This is a genomic window from Streptomyces durhamensis, assembly GCF_000725475.1.
In the GTDB taxonomy this organism is placed as follows: domain Bacteria; phylum Actinomycetota; class Actinomycetes; order Streptomycetales; family Streptomycetaceae; genus Streptomyces; species Streptomyces filipinensis.
Window position 1 is genome coordinate 90,836 of record NZ_JNXR01000020.1, and the last position, 25,528, is coordinate 116,363.

Here is a 25,528-nt window from a genome sequence, read left to right on the forward strand (position 1 = left end):
CGTCAGAGGAGGCCGTGCCGGGGCGGCTTGGTGCCGTTGAGCACGTAACGGCCGATGTGCTGGACCTTCCAGCGGGCCGGGTCGTGCAGGGTGTGGGTGCGCGCGTCGCGCCAGTGGCGGTGCAGGCCCAGGGAGTCGAGCGCCGAGCGGGTGCCGGAGACCTCGAAAAGGGCGCTGGCGACCTCCACGGCGGCCTCGGCCGCCGTCACTTTCGCGGCGGCCACCGCGATCGATGCCTCGGCGGCCGAGTCGTCGGTCAGGTCGGCGTGGGCGTCGTCGACCGCGCGGGCGGCCTCGCGAAGCAACGCTTCGGCAGCCCGTTCTCTGATCGCCAGTTCGCCGAACCGCTGGATCAGAAGCGGATCCTCCGCGGCGGTCGCGTGCCCTTCGGCGGCGCTCTCGAACCAGGGGCGGCTCTTCGTACGGACGAACTCCACCGCCTCCGCCAGCGCCCCGGAGGCGATCCCGGCGTCGATGGCCGCATGCAGCAACTGAGCGACCGCGCCGTGGAGTTGAGGGCCCTGAAAGGTGAGGTGGTGCGGCACGACACGGTCGGCGGGCACAGGCACCGACTCCAGGCGGACGGTTCCGCTGGCGGTGGTGCGCTGTCCCATGCCGTCCCAGTCGTCCACGACCGTGAGGCCGGGCGCGTCGCGCGGGACGTACGCCACGTGCAGGGTGTCGTCCTCGGTGCGGGCGAGGACGGGGATCCAGTGGGTGAACAGCGCGCCGGTGGAGTAGTGCTTGACGCCGTCGAGGACGTACGCCCCGTCCGGTCGCCGGGCGAGGCGGGTGCGGATGTCCTGGACGTGCTGGGTGCCCGCCTCGGACTGGGCGTTGCCGAACCGCTTGCCGGCCAGTACCTCGCCGAAGAAGAACTCCTGCTGCTCGTCGGTCCCCTGCCGGCGCAGCACGCCCACGTACACGAAGTGGCTCTGCGGGATCTGGGCCAGGCTGGCGTCGGCGGCGGCAAGTAGCCGGAAGATCTCGGCGAGCGTGTCCGCACGGACGTCCGCGCCGCCGAACCGGGCGGGCACGGTCACGGCGAGCAGCCCAGAGGCGGACAGCCGCTCCAGCTCCGCGTGCGGGAGCCTGCGCCGCGCGTCCCGCTCTGCGGCGCCCTTACGGAAGTCCGCGGCGAGCTCCGCGGCCACGGCAAGGGCCTCGGCGTCGTCCGCGATGACGTGCGCGGCGGTCATCCGGCGGCCGCCAGCAGTGTCGTCCGCCCGCCCAGCGCGGCCGAGAACTGGTCCGTGACCTGCGCCAGAGCCTCGGCGGTTCCCGGCGCGACGGTCAGCGTGCCGTCCTCGCCCACCGTGATGTCCTTGTCGAGGGTGAACCAGCCCGGCGTGATGTGCGCAGGGCCCATGGAGGCCAGCACCGGGCGCAGGGCGTAGTCGATGGCCAGGACGTGGGCGGTGGTGCCGCCGGTGGCCAGCGGGAGGACCGTCTTGCCCGCCAGGGCGTACTGCGGGAGCAGGTCGAGCAGGGACTTCAGCAGTCCGGAGTAGGCGGCCTTGTAGACGGGGGTACCGATCACCACCCCGTCCGCCTGCTCGAACAGGGCGGTGGCCCGGACGATCGCCGGGTGAGCGAAGTCGGCCCCGAGCAGCGCCTCGGCGGGCAGGGTACGAACGTCCAGCGCGATCACCTCGTGCCCCTGCGCGATGAGCCGCTCGTCCAGGTGGCGCAGCAGCCGAGCGGTGCGGGAGGTGGCGGAGGGGCTTCCGGAGACGGACAGGACAGTGGCCATGGGAGGACCTTTCGGTTCGTCGTGTCGTGTGCGGGCCGCGGTCAGGCGTGGGCGGCGGCGGGCTCGGACGCGGTTTCCTGTGCCTCCAGTTCGCGCACCAGGGGCAGCACCCGCTTGCCGAAGTACTCGACCTCCTCCAGGTAGTGCAGGAAGCCGAGGAGGAAGAGGTCGACGCCGAGCCGCTTGTAGGCGACGATCCGCTCGGCGATCTGCTCAGGGGTGCCGATCAGACCCGTGCGGAAGCCGTCGTTGTACTGGACGAGGTCCTCGAACGTGGAGTCCTGCCACATGCCCTTGCCGTCGCCGGTGGACGGACCGGCCTGCTGGACGGCGTCGCGGAAGCCGTGCACGGCCTGGGTGTCGGCCTTGGCGACGATCTCACGGAGCGTCTCACGGGCTTCGGCCTCGGTGTCACGGGCGATGAGGAAGCCGTTGAGGCCGAACTTCGGTGCGGTACGGCCCGATTGGGCGGCGGAGGAGCGGACGTCGGCGATCTGCTCGGTGACGCCGTCGAAGTCCTTGCCGTTGGAGAAGTACCAGTCGGAGACGCGGCCGGCCATGGCGCGCGCGGCGGTGGAGTTGCCGCCCTGGAAGATCTCCGGGTGCGGGCGCTCGGGGGTGTTCAGCGGCTTGGGCTTGAGGGAGAAGTCGCGCAACCGGTAGAAGTCACCGGCGAGCTCGGCGTGGTCCTCGGTCCAGATCTTCCGCAGGGCGCGGATGAACTCCTCGGAGCGCCGGTAGCGTTCGTCGTGCTCCAGCCAGGGCTCGCCCAGCGCGGTGAACTCGCCCTTGAACCAGCCCGATACGACGTTGACGGCGAAGCGGCCGTTCGACAGATGGTCGGCGGTGGCGCCGAGCTTGGCGAGGACGCCCGGGTGCCACAGGCCGGGATGCACGGCGGCGATGACCTTCAGCCGCTGGGTGGCGAGCAGCAGGGCGAGGCTGAAGCTGGTCGACTCGTGCTGGTATTCGGCGCCGTAGCTGGCCATGTAGCGGACCTGGCTGAGCGCGTAGTCGAAGCCGTTGTTCTCGGCGAGGACGGCGAGTTCGCGGTTGTAGTCGTAGCCCCAGTCGGTGCGCTGCTCGATCTTGCTGGTGACCAGGCCGCCACTGACGTTCGGCACCCAGTAGGCGAAGCGGACGGGACCGGATCCGGGGTATGCGGAGGATGCGGGCATGGGAACTCCTGGCAGGGAATGCTGCGGGGGCAGGACGAATGAGCTCCGCGGAATTCAGACACGCTGGAGCGGCGTTTCCGGGAAAGCCGTCGTCACGACCGGAAGGAGCCGGGACCGGAATTCCCGGAAGGAAGTCGCAGAGGGAGCGGGTGGGAGGGTTTCCCTCGGGTGCGCTCAGACCCGACAGCGACAGAAGGCGCTAGAAACACGCGCAAGGTCGACGTGGCGTCGTCGCGTGAGGTCCTGTCGCTTCATGCCACCGATCGAACCAGGTGGGAGTCCGGCCGGTCAAGAATGCCCGGATGTGATTCCACATCCTGAGAGTCGGTATTCACGAGGCTGTGACAGGGATTCCCTTGAACCCGGTCCTCAGGAGGGCGCAGTCTCCTGTTCGTGCGTATCGAACAGCTCGAATACATCGCTGCGGTGACACGGCTCGGTTCGCTGCGGCGGGCCGCCGAGGAGCTGCACCTGTCCCAGCCGGCGCTCAGCGAGACCGTACGCAATCTGGAGCGCGAGCTCGGCGTGGACCTGCTGGAACGCAAGCGGTCCGGGGCGAAGATCAGCGACGAGGGACGCGAGCTGCTGCCGCACATCATGACCGTGCTGGACGCGGTCGACCGGCTGCGCGGCGCGGCCGGCGACCAGCACCGCATCAGCCGCATGGTCCGACTCGGCACGGTGAACACGGCTACCGTGCCGCTGGTCATCCCGACCGTGCGCGAGTTCCGGGCCTCGCACCCGGTCACCCAGGTGGAGTTGGTCGGAGCGCAGCAGGCCGACATCCACCGCGGGCTGTTGGAGGGCGCCTTCGACCTGGGGCTGGTGAACTACCTCCGGGGCGACGACATGCCGCCCGGGTTCGAGACGACGGAGTTGCTCTGCGGCCGGCCGGTGGTGTGCGTGCGTCCGGACAGTCCGCTGGCGGCCCTCGACGCGGTGGACGTGGACAGTCTCCTGGCCGAGCCGCTGGTCGTGATGCGGTCCGGCTATGTGATGCACCGTTTCGTGCACCGGCTGCTCCACGGCCGGACTCCGTCGTTCTCGTACTCCACCGACGGCGCGGAGATGGGCAAGCTGATGGTGGCCGAGGGGCTGGGGGCCACGGTGCTGCCGGACTTCAGCGTCGTCGGCGACCCGCTGGAGCGACGGGGCGCGATCACTGTGCGGCCGCTCGCGGGGGATGCCACCGATGTACTGCTGGTACTGCAGCGCCGCCATTCCGGCTCCGTTCCGCGGGCGGTCCGCGACCTGCACGAGCTCTTCGTGCGCAACGCCCAGGCATACGACGCTTCTTCGCGACCGCCGCCGGAGGGATGATCCTGTACTCATCGTCATGGGCGGCCTGCCCGGCACCGGCAAGACCACCCTCGCCCGTTCCTGGCAGCCCGGATCGGCGCGGTCCATCTACGGATCGACACCGTCGAGCAGGCCATCGCCCGCTCCGGCGTGGCCCGGCACCCGGTCGGTCCCGTGGGCTACGCCGTCGGACATGCCCTGGCGGGCCGCGCCGAAGCGTCGCGTGCAGCCGGTCGGTGGGGTGCTCCCGAGCATCAGCTCGGCTGGAAGGAGTGACCCCGTCGCCGCCATTCCTCCGCGAGCAGTTCGTACGAACGGACCCGGTCCGTGTGGTCGTGGGTGATCGTCGTGATGAGCAACTCGTCCGCGCCCGTGGCCTCCTGGAGTTGTTCCAACTGGTCGGCCACCCGGCCCGGTGAGCCGACGAACTGGGTGTCGAGGCGGTCCTGGACGAGGGCCCGGTCCTCGTCGGTCCATGGGTGGGCACGCGCTTCCTCGGGCGTCGGGAACTCGATGGCGCCCTCGGCGGTGCGGATGCTGCGGACCCACGGGCCGTAACCGGTGGCGAGTGTGCGGGCGGTGGCGTCGTTCTCGGCGACGACGACGTCCGCCGAGACGCTGACGTACGGCTTGTCGAGGAACTCGGAAGGCTGGAAGAAGGACCGGTAACCCTCCACCGCCTCCAGGACCGTGGCCGGGCTGACGTGGTAGTTCGCCGCGAACCGCAGTCCGTTGCGGCCCGCGACAGCGGCGCTCTGACCACCGCTGCTGCCCAGGATCCACACCTCCAGGTCGGCGCCCTCCCCCGGCACGACATGCGCCTCGACGCCCTCCGGGGAGCGGTAGGTGCCGGCGAGCAGGGCGAGGACGTCGTCGATCTGCTCGGCGTAGTCCTGTGACTCGGCGCCCGGCAGCAGAAGCAGCCTGCGCTGCAGCGCGATCCGGGGTGAGCCGAGCAGATGCTCGAAGGAGAAGCGGGGCGGTATCAACAGGCCGTTCGGGGTGCGGCCGTCGACGACCGGGGTGGCCGTCGGCAACGGTGCGGCCGGCTGTCCCGGCGGGCGGCCGCCCGAGCGGCCCAGACCCAGATCGAAGCGGCCAGGGTGCAGCGCGTCGAGCAGGCCGAACTCCTCCACGGTGGACAGCGCCGTGCGGTGCCCGAGCTGCACGGCCCCGGAACCGAGCCGGATGGTGGAGGTGGCGGATGCTGTCAAGGCCAGGACGACCGCGGGTGACGTGCCGGCCACGCCCGGATTGAGGTGGTGCTCGGCGAACCAGTAGCGGGCATATCCGAAGCGCTCGGCCTGCTGCGCGAGGTCGATGGAGTTGCGCAGGGCATCGGCTGCCGTCGAGCCGGAGGGGATCGGGACCAGGTCGAGAACTCCGAGGGCACCATCAGACATGGACGGACTCCTGGGTGAGCGGTGGTGCCGGAAGCACGGGTCCCCATACGAACGGCGGGTCCGGGATCTCGCGGCGCAGCACGGGGGCGACCTCGGACTGGAACAGCTCCAGGGAGGCACGGTGCTGGGGCTCCGTCAGCCCGCTCGCGTCGGCGTGCAGGTGGAGTACGGTGTGCCCGAACTGTTCGTGGTAGCGGTGCACCTTGTCGATGACCTGCTGCGGGCTGCCGATCAGCGCGGAGCTGCGCTCGACGAAGTCCTCCAGCGTCTCGAAGACGACCGGCAGGCCCGCCTTCTTGAAGAAGGCCAGGTTGGACTCGAAGACCGGCCGGTATGCGGCGAGGGCCTGCTGGGAGGTGGGCGCGACGTGGATGCCCGCCGTGCCCGCGCCGACGGCGATCTGCGCCGGATCGTGGCCGTAGTGCTCCCAGCGTTCGCGGTAGTGGCGGATCAGCTCGGCGTACGGCTCGACTGGGTGGGTGACGTTCGCCGAGAAGAGCGGGTCGCCGTAGCGGGCGGCCAGGTCGACCGACTCCTTGCTGGTCGCGCTGCCGTGCCAGACCCGGACCGGCCGCTGGTACGGCCGCGGCCACACCTCGGCGTCCGTCAGCGGGGGGCGGAAGCGGGTGTCGGCGGTGACCTTGTCCTGGCGCCAGATCGTGCGGAAGACCTCGTAGCTCTCGGCGTTGCGGTCCCACTGGTCCTCGGGCGTGACGTGGAACAGGTCGCGTTGAGCGGCGCCGTTGCCCTTGCCGATGATCAGGTCGAGGCGCCCGTCGGACAGGTGGTCGAGGGTGGCGTAGTCCTCGTAGGCCCGGACCGGGTCCAGCAGGCTGAGCGTCGTGACGGCCGTGAACAGGCGGATCCGCTTCGTCAGGGCGGCCACATGGCTGAGGACGACGGTCGGTGAGGAGGAGATGAACGGCCGCTCGTGGCGCTCCCCCACGCCGAAGCCGTCGAAGCCCAGTTCCTCGGCGAGCAGCGCGTTGTCGAGGACCTCGCGGAAGCGGTCGTGGGTCGGCTTCTGCACACCGGTGACCGGATCCGGCCGGTGGACGATGAGGGTGATCGCGAGGAACTTCACGACGCGACCCGGTCGTCGGCGGCGTCGGGATGCTCCAGGCCCAGGTGGTGGCGGAGGGTCGTGCCCTCGTACTCGGTGCGGAAGACGCCCTGCTCCTGCAGGAGCGGGACGACCTTGTCGGCGAAGTCGTCGAGACCGGTCGGGGTGATGTGCGGGACGAGGATGAAGCCGTCACTGGCGTCGGCCTGGACGTAGTCGTTGATGGTCTTGGCGATGGTTGCCGCGGAGCCGACGAAGGTCTGACGGTTGCCGGTGTTGATGACAAGGTCGCGGATGGACCAGTTGTTCGCGGCCGCCAGCTCGCGCCACTCGCGCGCGGTGGCCAGCGGGTCGCGGTACATGCGCACCTGGGCACGGCCCTTGGAGATGTGGTCGTCACTGACGTCCGGGTCGACGTCGGGCAGCGGGCCCTCCGGGTCGTACGCCGACAGGTCGCGGTTCCAGACGAACTCCAGGTGCTTGATGGCGGTCGCGCCGCTGACCTGCTGCCGGCGCACCTCACGGGCCAGTTCCTCGGCCTCGGCGTCCGTGTCGGCGAGGACGAAGGTGGCGGCGGGCAGGATCAGCAGCTGGTCGTGGCGGCGGCCGTAGTTGACGAGACGCTTCTTGACATCCGCGTAGAAGGCCTGACCACCCTCCAGGGTGGCGTGCCGGCTGAAGATGGCGTCAGCGGACGAGGCGGCGAACTCGCGGCCCTCCTCGGAGTCACCGGCCTGGAAGATCACCGGGCGGCCCTGCGGCGAGCGCGGGACGTTGAACTGGCCATGGATGTCGAAGTGCTGCCCGCTGTGGACGAAGGAGCCGGCCTTCGCGTCCCGCAGGAAGGCGCCGGTGGCCCTGTCGGCGAGGATCTCGTCGCCGTGCCAGGAGTCGAAGAGCTCGTTCGCCGTGGCCAGGAACTCCTTGGCGCGGGAGTAGCGCTCCTCTTGGGGGAGGAAGCCGCCGCGGCGGAAGTTCTCGCCGGTGAAGGCGTCCCAGGAGGTGACGACGTTCCAGGCGGAGCGGCCGCCGGAGAGGTGGTCGAGGCTGGCGAACTGGCGGGCCACCTCATAAGGCTCGTTGAAGGTGGAGTTGATGGTGCCGGTCAGGCCGAGGCGCTCGGTGACGGCGGCAAGCGCTGCGAGGACGGTGAAGGTGTCGGGGCGGCCTACGACGTCCAGGTCGTAGATCTTGCCGCCCTGTTCGCGCAGCCGCAGGCCCTCGGCGAGGAAGAGGAAGTCGAACTTGGCGCGCTCGGCGGTCTGCGCGAAGTGCGCGAAGGAGCTGAACTCGATGTGGCTGCCGGCCTTCGGGTCGCTCCACACGGTCGTGTTGTTGACGCCGGGGAAGTGCGCGGCCAGGTGGATCTGCTTGAGCGGCTTGCTCATGTCGGTGCGGTCCTTCCGGCTCAGGCGGTGGCTGTGGCGGCGTAGCGGTTGGCGGGGCGGGGCAGACCCAGCAGACCGCGCAGGGTGTCGGCCTCGTAGGCGGTGCGGAAGACACCCCGGCGCTGGAGTTCGGGGACCAGGCCGCGGGTGATGGCCGGCAGGTCGTGGTGGGCGACGGCGGGCCGCAGCCGGAAGCCGCTCAGACCCTCTCCTGCCAACTCCTGCAACAGATCGGCCAGTTGGCTGGGCGTTCCGGCGAAGATCCGAGCATCGCTGGTGTAGGGCTCTCCCGCGAGGACGTCGAGGCGTGCGCGACGGTCCTCCGCGGTGACCCGGTCGTCGTCCAGGAAGACCACCAAGTCACCGAAGACATGGACGAGTTCACCGTCGCGTCCGGCCGCCTCCTGCTCGGCGCGTATCTCGGCGACGATCGCCCGGGCGTGCCCGGCGTCCTGCGGGGTGACATAGCCGACGTCGGCCTGGCGGGCGACAAGGCGGTTCGGAACGGTCTGGTGGGCGAGGGAGGTGACCAGCGGCTGGCCCTGCGGCGGGCGCGGGGTGATGGAGGGGCCCTTGACGCTGAAGAAGCGGCCCTCGAAGTCGATGTAGTGCAGCTTGTCCCGGTCGATGAAGCGGCCGGTGGCCACGTCCCGGATCTCGGCGTCGTCCTCCCAGCTGTCCCACAGCCGCCGCACCACCTCGACGTAGTCGGCGGCCTCGTCGAACAGCTCGGTGAGGCGCTCCTGTCCGGCCGGGCTCTGGAGTTCCGCCAGGTTGATCGGCGGGAAGGTACGGCGGCCGAAGTGGTCGGCCTCGTGCGGGCGGGCGCTGATCTGGACGCGCAGGCCGGCCCGGCCGGTGCTGACGTAGTCGAGGGTGGCGATCGCCTTGGAGATGTGGAACGGCTCCGTGTGAGTGGCGATCACCGTCGGCACCAGGCCGACATGCCGGGTGAGGGGAGCGATGCGGGAGGCGATCAGTACGGCGTCGAGTCGGCCGCGCACCTGGTCCGTACGGCCGTCCAACTCGCCGTAGTCCGAGGACTGCAGGCCGAGGCCGTCCTCGAAGGTGACGAAGTCGAGCAGGCCTCGCTCGGCCTCGGCGACCAGGTCGGCCCAGTATCCGGCGGTGAACAGGTCCCGGGGGCGGGCGACCGGCTCGCGCCAGGAGGCGGGGTGCCAGCCGGTGCCGTCCAGGGCGACGGCAAGGTGCAGGTGGGAAGAGGGAGTTGATGACACGAGTGTGCCTTCCTGGAGGTCCGTACGAGATCGCCGGCCCGCGGAAAGCGGGGCGCACGGCGGTGGGCAAACGGGGTCAGGAACAACAGAGGGCGCCGGCCACGCGCTGGAGGTCGATGTGGGGCCGGCCGTGGAGGCGCACGGCACGCAGGACACGTGTCATCCGGCCCACCTCCAAGTCATCGCCTTCGACAAGGACAACGGCACAGCTATGCCGTTTCTTCCAGGACGGCGGCTCCGGTCTGCCGTACGAGTGAGAAGACCGTACGGCGGCGCGGGGTGAAGCCGATCGACTCGTACAGCCGGATCGCGTTCGCGTTGTCGGCCCTGGCGTGCAGGAAGGGCCGCTCGCCGCACTCCTTGATGCCGGCCGCCACGGCGCGGACCAGGCGGGGTTGTCCAGGATGTGCGAGGAGCTGGTGTCGAGGGTGGTGACGGACATGGTGTGGCGGTCTCCGGGGTGCTGCTCGGGGTGTCCAGCGCGCGGGGACTCCACCGCGGGGCGACGGTGGAGTCCCCGGCGCGTGGTGGTCAGGAGTTGTCGAGCGGCAGGCCCGGCGGGTTGACCTCGGACTTGGCGACGGCCTCGTTGGAGAGGTTGTACGCCTTGAGCCACTCGGCGTACTGACCGTGCTTGATCAGGTAGTTGATGGCGTCGGCGAGCGGCTTGGCGAGTCCGCTGTCCTTCTTCGCCGTTGCCGCGATCAGGCCCTGCAGGCTCGCGCCCGCGCCGGAGTAGGTGCCCGCGGTGCGGCTCGCGTTGGGCGTGTTGGCCACCTGACGGTTGTGGTAGGCGAAACCGGGGTTGGGGCCGAAGGAGGCGTCGACCCTGCCGCTGTTCAGGGCCAGGTAGGTGCTGGTGCTGTCCTGGAAGTACTTGACGGTGAGCTTCTTGCCCTCCTTGGCCAGCTTGTCCTTCCACTCCAGGAGGATCTTCTCCTGGTTGGTGCCGGAGCCGACGGCGATCGTCTTGCCGGCGAGGTTCTCGTAGTTGCCGTCGAAGTTCCAGGTGCTCTTCTTCGGCACGATGAAGGCGAGGTTGTCCTTCCGGTAGGAGGCGAACTCGTACTTCTTCTTGCGCTCCTCGGTGTCGGTGACGTTCGAGAAGGCCACGTCGACCTTGCCGCTGTCGATGCCGACGAAGAGGTTCTCCCAGGTGGAGTTCTTGACCTCGGCCTTGAGCCCGAACACCGCGGCGACCAGACGGCCGAGGTCGGGCTCGGAGCCGGTGAGGGTCTTCTGGTCGTCGCCGACGTACGCCAACGGCGGGAGCCCGGCGGGCAGGGCGCCGATGCCGATCTCCAGCTTGCCGCTCTTCCTGACGGCGGCGGGCAGTTCGGCGCTGATCGCCTTGACCTCGGAGACCTTGAGGGTGGTCTGGGTGGCGGCGCCGTTGGAGACCCGTCCGATGACGACCTCGCCGGCCTTGGCGGCGTCGGTGGAGGTGGCCGCGTCGCTGTTGCCACCGCAGGCGGCGAGCCCGGTACCGAGGGAGGCGACGGCGGTCGCCGCGGTGATGCCGCGTATCAGGCTGCGTCGGGTGAAGTGGGTGCGCATGGCCGTTCCTTGTCGCTGGAGGTGATGAGGGTGGCGTGGGGGGCTTGGGGATGAGGCGGGTCAGAGAACCTTGCTGAGGAAGTCCCGGGTCCGCTCGTGCCGCGGTTTGTCGAGGACCTCGGAGGGCGGCCCCTGCTCGACGATCTTGCCGCCGTCGATGAAGACGACCCGGTCGGCGATCTCGCGGGCGAAGCCGATCTCGTGGGTGACGATGACGAGCGTGGTACCGCTGGTCGCCAGGTCCTTGATGACGGCGAGGACCTCACCCACCAGTTCGGGGTCGAGGGCGGAGGTGGGCTCGTCGAAGAGGATGACGCCGGGGCGCAGGGCGAGGGCGCGGGCGATGGCGACACGCTGCTGCTGTCCGCCGGAGAGCTGGCGGGGGTAGGCGCCGGTCTTGTCGGCGAGCCCGACGCGGCCGAGGAGTTCGCGGGCGAGATCCCGTGCCTCGGGCTTGCCGAGCCGGCCGGTGGCGACGGGAGCCGCGGCCACGTTGTCCAGCACGGTCAGGTGCGGGAAGAGGTTGAAGTTCTGGAAGACGAAACCGATCCGGCCGCGCTGGGTGAGGATGGCCCGCTCACTGAGTTCCTTCAGCCTCCCCCGGCCTTCGGCCGGGGGGACCCCCATCTCCCTTGGGGCGCCGTGCCGCTTCACGCCGATCAGCTCGCCGTTGATACTGACGTAGCCGATCTCCGGCTTCTCCAGGTGGTTGATGATCCGCAGCAGGGTGGACTTGCCGGAGCCGGAGGGGCCCAGGATGACGGTGACCTCGCCGGGGCGCACGGTCAGGTCGACGCCTTCCAGCACCCGGTGGGTGCCGTACCACTTGTGCACGTCGTGGACCTCGACGGTGGCGGCCTCGACGTCCGCCAGGGCTTCGCGTGTCCTGGCGGTCATACAGCGGCCTCCCGGCGGATACGGGCCCGCAGGTCGGTGAGACCGGTGCGGAGCTTCTGCAGCGGCGTCGGCGGCAGGCTGCGGGTGGCACCGCGGGCGTAGTGCCGCTCGACGTAGAACTGGATGACGGAGACGACGCTGGTCAGGATCAGGTACCAGACGGTGACGACCAGCAGCAGCGGCACGATGTCGCCGGGGTAGGTGGAGCCCATGGTCTGCGCGGAGCCGAACAGGTCGAGCAGGGAGACGTAGAAGACCAGCGAGGTGCCCTTGATCAGGCCGATGAGCTGGTTGACGTAGTTCGGGACGATCGAGCGCAGTGCCTGCGGGAAGACGATCCTGCGGAACTGGTAGCCCTTCGGCAGGCCGAGCGCCGCGGCCGCCTCGTGCTGGCCCTGGTCGACCGAGAGGATGCCGCCGCGTACCACCTCGGCCGCGTAGGCAGCCTCGTTGAGGCTGAGGCCGACGACGGCGACGACCATGTCGGTGGCGAGTCTCGACTCGTCGAAGGAGAAGAAGGCCGGGCCGAAGGGGATGCCGACGCTCAACGTCTTGTACAGGGCGCTGAAGTTGTAGAGGAAGATCAGCACCACGATGAGCGGGATGGAGCGCAGCGCCCAGACGTAGGTCCAGCTGACCGCGCGCAGCACCGGGCTCTTCGAGAGCCGGCCCAGTGCGAGCACGATGCCGCCGGCAAGGCCCAGCACCGCGCTGTAGGCGGTGACTTCGAGGGTGATCAGCAGGCCGTCGAGGATGGTGGGGCGCAGGAACCAGTAGCTCCAGCGGTCCCACTGGTAGAAGGGGTTGGTGACCAGTCCGTGCACGAACTGGGCGACCAGGACCAGCACGACCGCGGTGACGATCCAGCGGCCTGGCCGCCGCAGCGGAAGAACCCGCTGGGCGGTGAGGGCCTTTGACGGCTCGTCGGTGGTCGGCGCCTCGGCGAGGGTGGCGGTGGCACCAGGGGGTTCACTCATGGTGGGCTCCGGCTGGGTGGGAACGCCCCGGAAGCACGGCGGCATGCGGCGGCTCACATGACGGCGAGGTACCGGGGACGGGGAGGGCAACGGCACACCGCGCGGGGAGCGGTGTTCGTCAGGAGGTGCGAGGGCTGCGGGGAGGTGTCAGCCTCGACAACGGGCGCGGCCGCCCGGTGCGGTACACAGTGCGCTGCTCACGCGGAGCAGATCGACGGCACGATCGGCGACGAGCAGGGTCAGCAGACTCGCGTACGGCTGTGCGCAGCCCTGGGGGCGGCGCGTCGCCGTCCGGGGGGCTGCGTACATGGCGTCACCGTCACCGTTCCGGCCCCAGGGGCCTCGCGCTTACCGAAACATCATCGGTCGGGTCGTCACCTGGGGCACCCCACCGCGGTGGGAGGGTTGCCGGTCAGCAAGCCAGGGCTTGTCGCTGACGCTCATGACCGTTCTGGGCGGTAATTAAGACAACTCCACGGACGTATGTCAACGCCGGTCCAGCAGGTGGAACAACTGGGCGGGCGGCGTGGGCCGTCCGGTCCAGGATGCGGACTGCCGTTCCGGCGGTCTCCACGCCCTGGCAGCGGGTGCGGTGGCGGCGTTCGATGCCGTCGAGGTCGAGGGGGCCGCCGAAGGCCGGGTCGGCGGCCGGGCGGCGGCGCGCAGGGCACACGTTTCCCACCGCCGCGCCGGCCCAGGCCGGTCAGTCCGGGTGCTCCGGATGGAGAGGAACCGGTCGACGTTGATCTCCTGCGCGGCCAGACCGAGGAGCCTGCGGGCCTGACGGCTGCGATGGTCGTGGCCGAAGATGGAGAGGGTACCGGCGGTGGGCCGGACGATGTTGCACACCGAGCCGATCAGCGTGGTCTTCCCGGCGCCGTTCGGGCCGAGCAGGCCGAAGAAGGCGCCGTCCGGAATCTCCAGGTCGAGCCCGGCCACCGCGGTGAAGCCGTCTTCGTAGGTCTTGCGAAGGCCCTCGACCCGCAGCGCGGGCGGACTCCCGCCGCTCCGGGAGGCGGCGGGAGTCGAGAGCGGGTCAGGCACGGAGAGCGGGTCAGGCATGGAACTGGTTCTCCGGGACCGGTAGCCCGTAGTGCTCGCGCAGGGTCGTGCCCTCGTACTCCTCTCGGAACAGGCCCTTGCCGCGCAGGATCGGCAGCACGTGCTCGACGAAGGCCGCGAGGCCCGAGGGCAAGGCGGGCGCCATGATGTTGAAGCCGTCCGCGGCACCGCCCTCGAACCAGGCGATGATGGTGTCCGCGATCTGCTCTGGCGTGCCGACGAACTCGAAGTGGCCGCGCCCTCCGCCGAGCCGGGAGATGATCTGGCGAACGGTCAGCTGCTCGCGCACCGCGAGCTCGATGATCAGGTCGGAACGGCTCTGCGAGCCTTCCAGCTTCGGCCTGGCGAGGATGAAGTCGGGCAGGGGCTCGTCGAGTGCGAAGGCCGACGGCTCGGTCTCGAACACCGCGGCCAGCTGGCGCAGCCCGTACTCCGGCACGCGCAGCTCGTCGAACTGCCGGGCCAGCGCGCGGGCTTCTGCCTCGGTCGAGCCGATGTACGGGACGATGCCGGGCAGGACGATCACGCCGTCCGGGTCGCGCCCCGCTGCGCTGGTGCGGGCCTTGATGTCGGCGTAGAAGGCGGCCGCGCGCTCGTACGTCGTGTGGGCGGTGAAGATCGCCTCGGCGTGGCGGGCCGCGAAGTCCTTGCCGTCCTCGGAGGAACCGGCCTGGACGAGCAGCGGGTACCCCTGCGGCGGGCGCGCGACGTTGAGCGGGCCGGCCACCTTGAAGTACCGGCCCTGGTGGCCGAGCCGGTGCAACCGCGCGGGGTCGGCGTAGCGTCCCGTGGTTCTGTCCGCGAGGACGGCCTCGGACTCCCAGCTGTCCCACAGTGCCTTGGCGACCTTCAGGAACTCGTCGGCTCTGGCGTAGCGTTCGGCGTGGCCGGGGCGGTTGTCGAGGCCGAAGTTGGCGGCCTCGTCGGCCCCTGCCGAGGTGACGATGTTCCAGCCGGCGCGGCCTGCGCTGACGTGATCGACGGAGGCGAGCCGGCGGGCGAGGTTGTACGGCTCGTTGTAGGTCGAGGACACGGTGGCGATGAGGCCGATCCTGCTGGTCGCCTGGGACAGCGCGGTGAGCAGGGTCAGCGGTTCGAGCTGGCCCGGCGGCCGGAACTCGCCGGTGCCGATGAGGGCGGGGCCGTCCGCGAGGAACAGTGAGTCGAACTTGGCGCTCTCGGCGAGCTGTGCCAGCTCGATCCAGTGCCGCAGGTCGAAGTCGGCCCGAGGATTGCTGTCGGGGAGCCGCCACGCCGCCTCGTGGTGGCCCGCCTCCATGAGGAAGGCGTTGAGGTGGAGCCGCCGTCTCGCGCTCATGAGGTGACCTTCAGCTTGGAGCTGTCGTAGCCGGCCGGGAGGAGGTTGTCGGTGACCGACTTGACGTCGACCTTCTTGGTGATCTGGCCCGCGTCCAGGAAGGCGTCGGCGAGCTTCTGCTCCAGCGCGATGTCCGACTGCTGCACCGGGGTCACCCGGTTCGAGTAGGCGGCCAGGGACGCCTTGGCGTCGGCCAGCGGGATGCCCTGCTCCTTCGAGAGCGCCTGCGCGTACTTGTCGGGGTTCTTGACGGCCCAGGCGAACTCGCGCGAGAGCCTCTTCAGGACGTCCGTGAGAGCCGCGCGCTTGGTCTTGTCCTTCAGCGAGGTGTCACTGGCGACGTAGTAGCTGCTCGTCTGGTCGATCGGCGGAAGACCCTTGACCAGGATCCGCGCGCCGTTCTTGACCGCGATCGCGGACTGCGGGTTCCAGATCGACCAGGCGTCCACCTTGCCCGTGTTGAACGCCGTGGCGCCCGCCGCCGGGTCGAGGAAGACCAGCTTCACGTCCTTGGGGGTGAGACCGACACTCTTCAGCGCGTTCAGGGCCAGGCCGTGGGCCGAACTGCCCTGCGGAACGGCGATCTTCTTGCCCTTGAGGTCGGCGGCCGTCTTCAGCGTCGAGCCCTTGGGCACGATGATGTTCTCCCCCGCCTGGTCGGGCTTGAGGGAGCGGTTGACGGCGACGACCTTGAAGCCGTACTCCTTCGCGGCGCCGGTGATCGGTGGTACGTCGCCGACGCTGCCGAGGTCGATGTCGCCCGAGGCTGCGGCCTGCACGAGCGGCGGGCCGTAGGTGAAGCGGGCGAACTTCACCTTGTAGGGCGCTTTGTCGAACACGCCGGTCAGCTTCGCCAGCTCCTGGCTGCCGTCCCCGCCGTTGTCGCCGATGGTGAAGGTGTACTTGCTCCACTCGGGGTGCTTGGCGTCGCTCGTGTCGGCGACGTTGCTCAGCGGCGCGTCGGTGTCCGACGACGACGATCCGCAGGCGACCAGGGTGCCCGCCAGGGCGAGCGAGCCGACGGCGCCGATGAGTCTGGTGGTTCTCTTTCGCATGGTTTGTCGTGCTTTCTGTGCTGGGTGAGGGTGTTCGGGGAAGTCAGTGCTGGCCGGCGAGGCCGAGGTCGTCCAGGAGCCGGGCGCGGAGTTCCTCGCGTGCGACGCTCGCCTCACGGTCCGCGGCGGAGAGAGTCACCTCGTGCGAGCTGCCGATGCGGCCGTCGCTCATGACGAGGACGCGGTCCGCCAGGGCGATCGCCTCGTCGACGTCATGGGTGACGAGCAGCATGGCCGCGTGGTGCTTGGTCCGCAGCGCCCGTACGAGATCGTGCATGCGCAGCCGTGTGATGGCGTCGAGCGCCGCGAACGGCTCGTCGAGCAGCACAAGTTCCGGTTCCGAGACCAGTGCTCGCGCGAGCGACACCCGCTGGGCCTCGCCACCGGAGAGCTCCTTGGGCCATGCCTTCTCACGGCCCGAGAGTCCGACCTCGGCGAGCACGTCGCGGGCCCGCGCCTCCGCGTCGGGTCCGTGCAGGCCGAGCGTGACGTTACGCAGGACCCGCTGCCAGGGCAGCAGCCGGTCGGCCTGGAAGACGATCGCACGCCGTGCCGGGACCTCCACGCGCCCTCCGTCGGGCCGGTCAAGGCCGGCGAGCAGCCGCAGAAGGGTGCTCTTGCCGCAGCCGGAGGGACCGAGCAGGATCACCAGCTCCTCGTCGGCGATCGTGAGGTCGAGGCGGTCGAGTACCACCCGGTCACCGAACCGACGGACCACCTGCTCGACGACGACGCCGGTCTGGCGGCGGAGCTCCGTCGCGATGGTGCTGCTCATGACGCCTCATAACTGGGTCGCCACCGCAGCAGCACCCGCTCTAGAGCCCGGACGAACTGGTCGGCGAGCAGACCGAGGAGCGAGTAGATCACCAGCCCCACGAAGACCTGGTTGGTCTGGAGATACGTCTGTCCCTGAGTGATGAGGAAGCCGAGTCCCTGGTCGGCGTTGACCGTTTCGGCCGCGACCAGGCCCAGGACGCTGTACGCGAGGGAGAACCGGAGGCCGACCAGGAACCCCGGCAGGGCTCCGGGCACCAGCACGCGCGTCACCAGACGCCAGGTGCCCGCGCCCGTCGTGCGCGCCATCTCGATCAGCCGCTGGTCGACGCCCCGGATCGCGGCGAACAGGTTGAGATACATCGGGACGCCGGCTCCGAAGGAGATCAGCAGCACCTTCGTGAGTTCGTCGATGCCGAACCACACGATCATCAGCGGCAGCACCGCAAGGAGAGGGATGGTGTTGAGCACCTGCACCAGGCCGTTGAACAGGTACTCACCGCTGCGCAGCAGCCCGCCGAGCACGCCGGTGACGATGCCCACCGTCAGACCGATGGCGAGACCGATGCCGGCCCGCTGCAGCGAGATGGCCAGGTCGGGCCCGAGGACGCCCTGCTGCCACAGATCGACGGCGGACTTCACGATCGACGTCGGCGCCGGAGCGTAGGTCTTCGACACCACTCCGGCCCGGGCGAGCACCTCCCACGCGATGAGGATCACGACCGGAGTCGTGTAGACGCCCAGCGGCCAGCGCAGACGCTCGCGGAGAGTGCTGAGCGGCGTCCGACGGCCGGCGTCACGCGGCAGGAACACCTCGCGTTCCCGCGCACTCGTCGTCTCGGTGTCCGGGCTCTCGGTGACGGCGGGCGCCTTGAGGCTGAGCTCGGTCATGCCGCCACCTCCAGCACGCTGCTGTAGTGCGAGGCGTCGCCGACGAGTTGCTCGCTGTGGCGTCCGTCGACGCCGACCGGAACGTCTCCGGCGATCGTCACCCGGTTGAGGCGGCGAGGGTGGTCGTCGTAGTTGTCCACCCCGTAGTGCTGAGTGATCCGGTTGTCGAAGATCAGCAGCTGGTTGGGCGACCATGTCCAGCGCAGGATGTTCTCCGGACGAGTCACGTACGACTGGAAGACGCGCAGCAGTTCGGCCGACTCGCTGCTCGACAGACCGACGAGCCGCCTGGCGAACCCGCCGATGAACAACCCTCGTTCGCCCGTCAGCGGATGCACCCGCACGACCGGGTGCTCGGCCTCATAGGGCGTCGAGACGAAAATCCGGTCGTACTCCTGCCGCTGCGCCGTCGCGGCCGAGGGGCGGGCGTAGTCGTACCGGTTGGTGTGCACGACGCGCAGCGAGTCTGCCAGGGCCCGCAGCGGTTCGGGCAGGTCACGGTAGGCCGCGGCGGCGTTCGCGATGAGCGTCTCGCCGCCGTACGGCGTGGTCACGACCGCCCGCAGCGTGGTGGCCTGCGGCGGGTTGACCACGAAGGAGACGTCCGTGTGCCACTCGTTGGCCTTGGACGTCTCGCTGTCGACGGCGAGCACGTTCGTCGTACCGTCGGCGGCCGGCACGTTCGGGTGAGCGGTGGTGAGTTCGCCGAACCAACCGGCCACACGTTCCTGACCGGCATTGTCGAGGTTCACGTCGTCGAACACGATCGCCTTGTGCTTGTTGAGGGCGTCACGCAGCGCCGTCACCGTCAAGGGGTCGGGCGGCGCGGTGAGGTCGACGCCCTCGACGACCGCGCCGATGCGGCCGGTGAGTTTGCGGATGGACGGAGCCATGAGGGGGTCCCTCCCGGACAGATCAGGCACGCCAAGGGGTGCTGGAAATCGAGACGTTGGGTGAATGGGCTGGTACTGCGCAGGACTGATCGACCACGCGCGGAACGCTGGGCTGGGCGGACCGGAGAGAAGAACACGTGGCCGCAGGACCGCTACAGCCGCGTTCTCAGCGACCGCGTCGGCGTGCTGGAACAGGCTCCCGGCTCACACGAGAAGAAGAGGAGACGGGGAGCCCTCAGGAGGTGGAGACGACGATCCCGCGGGGAGGCATCGCAGTGTCAGCGGCTTTGCACCGCCGCCGCCAGGCACGCGCCATGGGCGCACACCGGCCGCCGCCGGGGGACACTTCCCGGGTCAGCGACAACAAAACGCGCTGGAGACGTGCGCCAGATCGATGTGGCGCCGCCGGGTCAGGTCCACACGCGGGTTCATGGTTCGGGAGTTCAGCAGATGTCCACCAGGCTGGTCAAGAAGTTCCCGGGCAGGTCTTGCATTGCGGACACGGAGAACGTCCCCGCCTCTTCGGGACACGCTCACGCCACCTTCCGGCAGCCAGGAACGTGAGGGCACGCCCACGAGGTCGGGCGTGATCGCCCCGCAGGCCGCCGGTCTCCTGGCCGCTGCACGAACGGCATGGCGTCTTCCGCCACACCGGCACCCTCGGCTCGGTCGCCTACCGCCCGGGCGCCCCGGGACCGGACTCCCCGGCGGCCGTGGCCCAGGCTCTGCGTGACGCGGCGGCGTTCGAGTGAGCGTCGCCGCCGCGCTGCCGGTGACCGCGCGGAGAGTCAGCGCGGAGCGAGGAGGCGTCCCGTGTTCTGCAGGACGTACCGTGCCACGTTCGTGCCGAGGGTGATCCCCGCCTCGTCGGCCGACACATGACTGACAAGAAGCTGTCACAGACGGACCGGAATGCAGGTCCGACCGACGCCCGTTCTGACTGACATGACTGTTGGAGTAGCGCTCAACGCGTCCGACGCGCCGAACCAGGTCGACGCCACCGTACAACTTGCCCAGGAAGCCTCCGAGTTCGGTGTCACGGCGGCCTGGTTCGGGCAGACCTTCGGCGCGGACTCACCCCAGCTCGCGGCGATCGTCGGGCGCGAAGTGCCCGGCCTGCAGGTCGGCACCTCCGCGATCCCCGTCGGCGAACTGGCGCGCTGAACACGCCGGTCGAACCGGCCCCCCTGCACCCCGTGACGAAGGAGAACCCATGACCACCGAGGCCACCACGACCGCCTTCCATGCCTTCACCGAGAACTGGCTGGAGTGGTACCGCGCCCAGGAGGCGCGGCTTGCCGCCCCGCACGGTTTCCTGGCGATCACCGGCCTGCACTGGCTCGACGACCGGCCCCAGCGCTTCCCGGACGCGCCCGGTACGTGGCGCACCGGCCCCGACGGGGTCGTCGTAGACCTCGACGCCGGCGAGGAACTGGTCGTCGACGGAACGCCGGTGAACGGTGGACACCGCTTCGGCGTGCTTCCCGAACGCAGCAGCGTCGACGCCGTCTGGGAAGACGCCGTCATCGAGGTCGCCAAGCGCGGCGGGCACGACATCGTGCGCCCCCGGCACCCGGATGCGCCACTGCGCACGGCTTTCACCGGCACCCCCGCCTACGCCCCCGACCCGCGCTGGGCCGTGACAGGCCGCTACATCCCCTTCGACACGCCACGACCGACCACCGTGGGCGCCGCGGTCGAGGGCCTTGAGCATGTGTACGACGCCCCGGGCAGGGTCGAGTTCGAGCTGGACGGGCGCCCGCTGTCGCTGACCACGTTCCCCGGCCAGGGTGCGGGCCGACTGATGGTGCTGTTCACCGACGCGACCTCCGGGGTCACCACCTACGCCGCCAACCGGGTCCTCGCCCTGGAGCCGCCCGCCGCCGACGGTACGGTCGTCCTGGACTTCAACCGCGCCGCGAACCTGCCGTGCGCCTACACGGACCTGGCCACCTGCCCGCTGCCCCCGGCCGAGAACCGGCTGCCGGTGGCGATCGAGGCCGGCCAGAAGATCCCCCGCGAGCGCGACGGTTCCTGAGCCGGGCTCGGCCATGGACCGACGGCAAGATCTCTCCGTACGACCAAGAGTGGCATCGAGTGTCAGCATCACGCCCTGGCTCGCTGACCGGCAACCCTCCCGCGCGGTGGGGTGCTCCAGGTGTAAGCCCGGCGGGATCACCGAAGATCCCGCAAGCGCGTGGCCCCGTGACCGGGGCCGGACAGGTGGAGGACCGATATGCGGCACGGTGGTGACCTCAGCGCCCATGTCGCCGGCACCACCGTGTTCTCCCGACTCCCGCGTCGGCGCCACATCGGCCTCAAGCGCTCGGCCAGCTGCCTCTGTCAGGCCTGATGGGGGACGCGCGGTCGCACGGATGAGCGGACACGTCTGCCGGCCCGCCGAGAAAACCCGTTGCGAGTGACCCGCATCGGATGTCTGATGGGTCGGCCACCGACCAGGGAGGGAACATGCGGGCGTCGCTGCCCACCCCCTCATTGCACACCGCCCGTCTTCGACTGCGTGCCTTCGAAGACGCGGATGCGAACGACCTCTTCGCACTGCAGAGCAGCGCCCACGTCCTGCGTTACTGGGACTCGCCACCGTGGACCGAACGCTCGCGCGCCGAGAAGTTCATCACTGCTTGCCGGCGGATGGAACAGGAGGGCACCGGGGCACGGTGGGCCGTGGATCGCGTCTCCGACGGGGCGTTCATCGGCTGGTGCACCCTGAACAGTTGGAACCCGGACTTCCGGAGCGCGTCGCTCGGCTACTGCTACGACGATGCGGCGTGGGGCCAGGGCTACGCGACCGAGACCGCGCGCGCTCTGCTGGGGTGGGCGTTCGACACGCTGGACCTGAATCGCGTGCAGGCCGAGGTCGATACGCGCAATGTGGCTTCTGCCCGCGTGCTGGAGAAGCTCGGTTTCGTGCGTGAGGGGACGTTGCGGGAGGACTGCGTCGTCAACGGCGACGTCTCCGACTCGTGGGTCTACGGACTGCTCAGGCGGGAGTGGCAGCCGTCGTCCGAGCTGATTCCCACCCACTGAGTTCCATCGCTCGGCACCCGGTATCGGCTGACCCGAGCGCTCAGATGGCGGCCGATGCCAAGGAAGGTGTCTGCAGTGGGGCGCTCCCATCCCGCGGAGAACCCTTCGCCCCCCAGGGGCCGCCCCCGTGGACGCCGGTCCGGACGGCCCGAGGGCGACCGGATACAGTGCGCGGAACGGCAGCCTGGCCAGGGAGGGGAAGCGTGACCGACACCAGCAGCACCCGGCCCGCCGAGGGTGAGACGCAAGCACCGCCGCAGAGCCGACTGCACCGCCTGATGCGCTACATCCCCCTGATCGCCCCCGTCCTGCTGTGGGCCGTGCCCTGCTGGGTTCTCCTGTACACCGGCCAGCACTGGCCGCTGCCCGTCACGCCGGCCGGCACCACCCTGTTCGCACTCGGCCTCATCGGTATGCCGCTCGCGATGGTGCGCGGCCACGGCCGGCGCCAGCAGGACCGGGCGGCGATCATCGGTGACACCCTGCTGGGCACCAGCTGGGTCCTGTTCACCTGGTCCGTTCTGCTCGGCATCCTCCTGCGGCTCGCCCTGACCGTGGCCGGCATCGGCGAGAGTCAGGACCGCGCCCGGATCGTCACCTGGGCCGTCCTCTGCATGACCGCCGTCCTGCTCGGCTGGGGGTACGCCGAGGCCCGCCGCGTGCCCCGCGTGCGCCGACTCGACGTGCAACTCCCGCGACTGGGCGCAGGGCTGGACGGCCTGCGTGTCGTCCTGATCACCGACACCCACTACGGCCCACTCGACCGAGCTCGCTGGTCGGCTCGGGTGTGCGAGACGGTGAACACCCTGGAAGCCGACCTGGTCTGCCACACGGGCGACATCGCGGACGGCACGGCCCAACGCCGCCGCGCCCAGGCCGCCCCTCTCGCAACCGTGCGGGCCACCCGGGCCCGTGTCTACGTCACCGGCAACCACGAGTACTACAGCCAGGCCCAGGGATGGGTCGACCTGATGGACGAGCTGGGCTGGGAGCCGCTGCGCAACCGCCATCTGCTACTCGAATGCGGAGGCGACACCCTGGTCGTCGCCGGCGTGGACGACGTCACCGCCGAGTCCTCCGGCCTGACAGGCCACCGCGCCCACCTCGCCGGAGCCCTGGACGGCGCCGACCCCGACCTGCCCGTCCTGCTCCTGGCACACCAGCCCAAGTTCGTCGACCGGGCGGCAGCAGCCGGCATCGACCTCCAGCTCTCCGGCCACACCCACGGCGGCCAGATCTGGCCCTTCCACCACCTCGTCCGCATCGACCAGCCCGCCCTCGCCGGCCTCAGCCACCACGGCCCCCGCACCTTCCTCTACACCAGCCGCGGCACCGGCTTCTGGGGCCCGCCGTTCCGCGTCTTCGCCCCCAGCGAGATCACCCTGCTCGTGCTCCGCTCCCCGCACCCGCCGACCTCGCCGTAGCACGAGCCACACGCGGTCACCGACAGCGGCCGGCTCGACGGCGTGCAGCACTCGAGGACCTTCTCGACACCCGGGTCTTTCCGACGGACGCGCCTCCCTCCCGCGTAGAGCAGACGACAGCAGCCCACAGGGAGGGATCGCGACGTGGCAGGGCACATGGTCAGGGGCGTCAAAGGAACGGTGATCGCGGCGGCGGCGATGGCGGCACTGACCGCGTCACAGGCACCGGGTGCGGCCCCGGTGCGGGCCGCCGTACCAGTGGAGCGGCCCGCCGGACACGGGCCGAGCGTGTCCGGCGACACCCCGTACCACACGGAGCTTCCTCCGCCGGCGCGGGCCCGGACGGGGCAGAAGGCTTCGGTGGGAGGCGCCGCGCTGCCCGCGACCGTCTTCGCCGCGTACCGGCACGCCGAGGCGGAACTCGCGCGCACCGCGCCCGGCTGCCGGCTCAGGTGGCAGCTGCTGGCCGCGATCGGCCAGGTGGAGTCGGGGCAGGCCCAGGGCGGCCGGGTGACCGCGGCCGGCACGACCGTGACGCCGATTCTGGGTCCGCGCCTGGACGGCGGCGCCTTCGCCGTCGTACGGGACTCGGACGGTGGCGCGTACGACGAAGACGTGGTGTACGACCGGGCGGTCGGGCCGATGCAGTTCATTCCGTCGACCTGGGCCGGCTGGGGCGCGGACGGGAACGGCGACGGGCGGGCCGACCCGGACAACGTGTTCGACGCGGCGCTCGCCGCCGGGCGCTATCTGTGCGCGGCCGGAAGGGACCTGTCCGAGCCCGCCGGCCTGGACGGGGCGATCCTCGGCTACAACCACTCGGTGGCGTATCTGCGCACGGTCAGGGCCTGGTACGCATACTTCCTGGAAGGTCACCGGGTGGTTCCTGACGACTCCGCCAGGACGTCGGTGCAGCCCGCGCGCCGGCCCGGGCCCTCGCGGGCGAAGTCCACACCGAAGCCGAAACCGTCACCTCGCCCGAGGGCCACACCGTCGCTGAAACCGTCCGCCCCTGCTTCGCCGACGCCGTCCCACTCCCGTCCGGCGGGCGGGAAAACGACGGAACCCGTGGTTCCCCTGCCCGACCCGTCTGTCAGCCTGCCCACCGACGGCCCGCTCCCGAGCAGCGCTCCGCTGACCAGTAACAACGGGAACTCGATGGCCTCCGCCCCCTCCACAACCGCGGCTACCGGGCGGTAATGTCGCCACCCGCCGGACGGGACGAGACCGGCGGGTGAGCGCAAAGGGGCCCTCATGGCGACGGACATGCCTGCGGAGATACGAGCCGCCGACGACCGTTGGCAGCGCATGTGGAGCCACCGCGAGCAGCTGCTCAAGGTGGCCCGGCGCAGGTCGATGAGCCGGGAGGACGCCGAGGACGCGGTGCACGAGGCGATGCTGCGCGCGGCGGAGCGGCCGGACCTGGACGACGAGCGGCTCGCCGCCTGGCTGACGACGGTGACCATGCGGCTGTGTGTGGACCGCTACCGGCAGGTCAACCGTGAGGCCGAGGTCCGCACCAGCCCGACACTGGTCGCTCCCGGACCGGTGCCGATCGAGGAGGCCGTGTGCGACCGGGCCGAGGCCAGGTGGCTGGCCAGGCGCAGCGGAGAGTTGCCCACCCGCCAGGCGGAGGCACTGCGGCTGAAGTCCGAGGACCTTGATGTGAGCCAGGTCGCCGACCGGATGGGGCTGAGCTACCGGACCGTCGAATCCCTCCTTGCCCGTGCCCGGCGCACGCTGCGCGCCTCGCTCGCCGGGACGCTCGGGTTCGCGCTGTTCATGATCGGGCGGGGGCGGCTGCGGGCGGGCGGCAAGGCGCAGGCCGTGGCGGCCACGTCGGCGGCGGCGACCCTCGCGGTGGCGGGGTTCGTGCTGCCGTACGCCCTCCACGGGGGGCGGCCGGACACGCCGCCCCGGTCCGCCGCGTCCCCCGTGTCGGACGCCACCACCAAGACCGCGGGAGGCGACGGCGCCGACCGGACGCCCGCCCCGAGCACCCACGAGTTGTCGGCCACCTCGCGGACTCCCAGAGCGACGCCGTCGACCGGCACCCACGGCCGGTCGCTGCTGCCGCTGTCGGTGCCGTCCCTGCCGACGGCCTCACTGTCACCTGTGCCGGCCGTTCCCGAGGTCCCGAGCGTGCCGAAGCTGCCGAGCGTGCCCGGCCTCCCCGGCCTGCGGGACGCGTCCACGGCCCCGACGACGCTGCCGGCCGTCCCGGAGGCCTCCGCCACGCCGTCCGTCCCGGTCGCCGTACCGACGCCGACCGCCCTGCCCTAGGCCGTCGAAAAAATCTTCCTCTCCCGC

The 25,528-nt window shown here is 70.4% G+C and carries 25 protein-coding genes, 3 pseudogenes and 2 riboswitches; of the genes and pseudogenes, 8 read left to right on the plus strand and 20 right to left on the minus strand.

Annotation, left to right across the window (positions count from 1 at the left end; all coding sequences use genetic code 11):
• Positions 1 to 2 precede the first annotated feature (2 nt).
• From IO33_RS0128800 to IO33_RS54155, 4 genes are all read right to left on the minus strand, one after another.
• A complete protein-coding gene (locus tag IO33_RS0128800) occupies positions 3 to 1,199 on the minus strand; it encodes an SfnB family sulfur acquisition oxidoreductase (RefSeq protein ID WP_031170245.1) in 1,197 nt (398 codons plus the stop codon).
• Positions 1,196 to 1,753, minus strand: a complete 558-nt coding sequence (gene ssuE / locus IO33_RS0128805; RefSeq protein WP_031170247.1) for an NADPH-dependent FMN reductase — start codon at positions 1,751 to 1,753, stop codon at positions 1,196 to 1,198. The genes IO33_RS0128800 and ssuE overlap by 4 nt, the downstream gene beginning before the upstream one ends.
• Before the next feature lie 41 nt (positions 1,754 to 1,794).
• Positions 1,795 to 2,931 carry a dimethylsulfone monooxygenase SfnG gene (sfnG, locus tag IO33_RS0128810; RefSeq protein WP_031170249.1) on the minus strand — a complete coding sequence of 379 codons (1,137 nt, stop codon included), beginning with the start codon at positions 2,929 to 2,931 and terminating at the stop codon, positions 1,795 to 1,797.
• Positions 2,932 to 3,105: 174 nt separating this feature from the next.
• Complete coding sequence (locus IO33_RS54155) at positions 3,106 to 3,186, minus strand: putative leader peptide (RefSeq protein WP_351225063.1); 81 nt, start codon at positions 3,184 to 3,186, stop codon at positions 3,106 to 3,108.
• Positions 3,187 to 3,324: 138 nt separating this feature from the next.
• Here IO33_RS54155 and IO33_RS0128815 point away from each other — a divergent pair, with 138 nt between their 5' ends.
• Together IO33_RS0128815 and IO33_RS52775 are read left to right on the plus strand one after the other, a co-directional pair.
• Entirely contained in the window at positions 3,325 to 4,251 is a 927-nt protein-coding gene (locus IO33_RS0128815; RefSeq protein ID WP_031170254.1) for a LysR family transcriptional regulator, read from the plus strand.
• A gap of 16 nt (positions 4,252 to 4,267) precedes the next feature.
• Positions 4,268 to 4,434, plus strand: a pseudogene (locus tag IO33_RS52775) (P-loop nucleotide/nucleoside kinase family protein); the annotation flags it as partial.
• Positions 4,435 to 4,484: 50 nt separating this feature from the next.
• Here IO33_RS52775 and IO33_RS0128825 read toward each other — a convergent pair.
• The 16 genes and pseudogenes from IO33_RS0128825 to IO33_RS0128890 all read right to left on the minus strand — a co-directional run bounded on the left by IO33_RS0128825 (position 4,485) and on the right by IO33_RS0128890 (position 18,746).
• Positions 4,485 to 5,633, minus strand: a complete 1,149-nt coding sequence (locus IO33_RS0128825; RefSeq protein ID WP_031170260.1) for an LLM class flavin-dependent oxidoreductase — start codon at positions 5,631 to 5,633, stop codon at positions 4,485 to 4,487.
• Entirely contained in the window at positions 5,626 to 6,717 is a 1,092-nt protein-coding gene (locus tag IO33_RS0128830) for an LLM class flavin-dependent oxidoreductase (RefSeq protein WP_031170262.1), read from the minus strand. Before IO33_RS0128830 ends, IO33_RS0128825 begins: the two co-directional genes overlap by 8 nt.
• Complete coding sequence (locus tag IO33_RS0128835) at positions 6,714 to 8,084, minus strand: NtaA/DmoA family FMN-dependent monooxygenase (RefSeq protein ID WP_031170264.1); 1,371 nt, start codon at positions 8,082 to 8,084, stop codon at positions 6,714 to 6,716. The genes IO33_RS0128830 and IO33_RS0128835 overlap by 4 nt, the downstream gene beginning before the upstream one ends.
• 20 nt (positions 8,085 to 8,104) lie before the next feature.
• The gene (locus IO33_RS0128840) at positions 8,105 to 9,322 is read right to left on the minus strand and encodes an LLM class flavin-dependent oxidoreductase (protein WP_031170266.1); all 1,218 of its coding nucleotides are present in this window, start codon (positions 9,320 to 9,322) and stop codon (positions 8,105 to 8,107) included.
• 76 nt (positions 9,323 to 9,398) lie between these two features.
• Positions 9,399 to 9,485, minus strand: coding sequence for a putative leader peptide (locus tag IO33_RS54160; protein ID WP_425347982.1), 87 nt, complete (start codon positions 9,483 to 9,485; stop codon positions 9,399 to 9,401).
• 46 nt (positions 9,486 to 9,531) lie between these two features.
• Positions 9,532 to 9,810 (minus strand): annotated as a pseudogene (locus tag IO33_RS47870) (GNAT family N-acetyltransferase); the annotation flags it as partial.
• Between the two features lie 43 nt (positions 9,811 to 9,853).
• Complete coding sequence (locus IO33_RS0128850) at positions 9,854 to 10,879, minus strand: transporter substrate-binding domain-containing protein (protein WP_031170267.1); 1,026 nt, start codon at positions 10,877 to 10,879, stop codon at positions 9,854 to 9,856.
• Between the two features lie 60 nt (positions 10,880 to 10,939).
• Entirely contained in the window at positions 10,940 to 11,776 is an 837-nt protein-coding gene (locus IO33_RS0128855; protein ID WP_031170273.1) for an amino acid ABC transporter ATP-binding protein, read from the minus strand.
• Entirely contained in the window at positions 11,773 to 12,753 is a 981-nt protein-coding gene (locus IO33_RS0128860) for an amino acid ABC transporter permease (RefSeq protein ID WP_031170275.1), read from the minus strand. The genes IO33_RS0128855 and IO33_RS0128860 overlap by 4 nt, the downstream gene beginning before the upstream one ends.
• 147 nt (positions 12,754 to 12,900) lie before the next feature.
• Complete coding sequence (locus IO33_RS50580; protein ID WP_157857919.1) at positions 12,901 to 13,062, minus strand: hypothetical protein; 162 nt, start codon at positions 13,060 to 13,062, stop codon at positions 12,901 to 12,903.
• 30 nt (positions 13,063 to 13,092) lie between these two features.
• Positions 13,093 to 13,201, minus strand: a riboswitch (SAM riboswitch).
• A 38-nt stretch (positions 13,202 to 13,239) separates the two neighbouring features.
• The gene (locus tag IO33_RS54165; RefSeq protein WP_031170277.1) at positions 13,240 to 13,815 is read right to left on the minus strand and encodes an ATP-binding cassette domain-containing protein; all 576 of its coding nucleotides are present in this window, start codon (positions 13,813 to 13,815) and stop codon (positions 13,240 to 13,242) included.
• Positions 13,808 to 15,133 carry an LLM class flavin-dependent oxidoreductase gene (locus tag IO33_RS0128870; protein WP_031170279.1) on the minus strand — a complete coding sequence of 442 codons (1,326 nt, stop codon included), beginning with the start codon at positions 15,131 to 15,133 and terminating at the stop codon, positions 13,808 to 13,810. The genes IO33_RS54165 and IO33_RS0128870 overlap by 8 nt, the downstream gene beginning before the upstream one ends.
• On the minus strand, positions 15,130 to 16,188 hold the full coding sequence (locus tag IO33_RS0128875) for an ABC transporter substrate-binding protein (protein WP_031170281.1): 1,059 nt from the start codon (positions 16,186 to 16,188) through the stop codon (positions 15,130 to 15,132). The genes IO33_RS0128870 and IO33_RS0128875 overlap by 4 nt, the downstream gene beginning before the upstream one ends.
• A 43-nt stretch (positions 16,189 to 16,231) precedes the next feature.
• On the minus strand, positions 16,232 to 16,963 hold the full coding sequence (locus IO33_RS0128880; protein ID WP_031170283.1) for an ABC transporter ATP-binding protein: 732 nt from the start codon (positions 16,961 to 16,963) through the stop codon (positions 16,232 to 16,234).
• Complete coding sequence (locus tag IO33_RS0128885; protein WP_031170285.1) at positions 16,960 to 17,853, minus strand: ABC transporter permease; 894 nt, start codon at positions 17,851 to 17,853, stop codon at positions 16,960 to 16,962. Before IO33_RS0128885 ends, IO33_RS0128880 begins: the two co-directional genes overlap by 4 nt.
• Positions 17,850 to 18,746, minus strand: coding sequence for a TauD/TfdA dioxygenase family protein (locus IO33_RS0128890; RefSeq protein WP_031170287.1), 897 nt, complete (start codon positions 18,744 to 18,746; stop codon positions 17,850 to 17,852). The genes IO33_RS0128885 and IO33_RS0128890 overlap by 4 nt, the downstream gene beginning before the upstream one ends.
• A 945-nt stretch (positions 18,747 to 19,691) precedes the next feature.
• Between IO33_RS0128890 and IO33_RS0128900 the strand changes: the two are divergent.
• The 6 genes and pseudogenes from IO33_RS0128900 to IO33_RS0128930 all read left to right on the plus strand — a co-directional run.
• Positions 19,692 to 19,892: pseudogene (locus IO33_RS0128900) on the plus strand (LLM class F420-dependent oxidoreductase); the annotation flags it as partial.
• A 67-nt stretch (positions 19,893 to 19,959) separates the two neighbouring features.
• Complete coding sequence (locus IO33_RS0128905; RefSeq protein ID WP_031170293.1) at positions 19,960 to 20,784, plus strand: DUF1684 domain-containing protein; 825 nt, start codon at positions 19,960 to 19,962, stop codon at positions 20,782 to 20,784.
• Between the two features lie 51 nt (positions 20,785 to 20,835).
• Positions 20,836 to 20,948: riboswitch (SAM riboswitch) on the plus strand.
• Between the two features lie 267 nt (positions 20,949 to 21,215).
• On the plus strand, positions 21,216 to 21,794 hold the full coding sequence (locus IO33_RS0128915) for a GNAT family N-acetyltransferase (RefSeq protein WP_031170295.1): 579 nt from the start codon (positions 21,216 to 21,218) through the stop codon (positions 21,792 to 21,794).
• Between the two features lie 203 nt (positions 21,795 to 21,997).
• Positions 21,998 to 23,218 (plus strand): metallophosphoesterase, encoded by a 1,221-nt coding sequence (locus IO33_RS0128920; protein WP_031170297.1) that lies wholly within the window; start codon positions 21,998 to 22,000, stop codon positions 23,216 to 23,218.
• A 144-nt stretch (positions 23,219 to 23,362) separates the two neighbouring features.
• Complete coding sequence (locus IO33_RS0128925; protein ID WP_031170299.1) at positions 23,363 to 24,418, plus strand: lytic transglycosylase domain-containing protein; 1,056 nt, start codon at positions 23,363 to 23,365, stop codon at positions 24,416 to 24,418.
• Positions 24,419 to 24,472: 54 nt separating this feature from the next.
• Complete coding sequence (locus IO33_RS0128930; RefSeq protein WP_031170304.1) at positions 24,473 to 25,501, plus strand: RNA polymerase sigma factor; 1,029 nt, start codon at positions 24,473 to 24,475, stop codon at positions 25,499 to 25,501.
• Positions 25,502 to 25,528 lie beyond the last annotated feature (27 nt).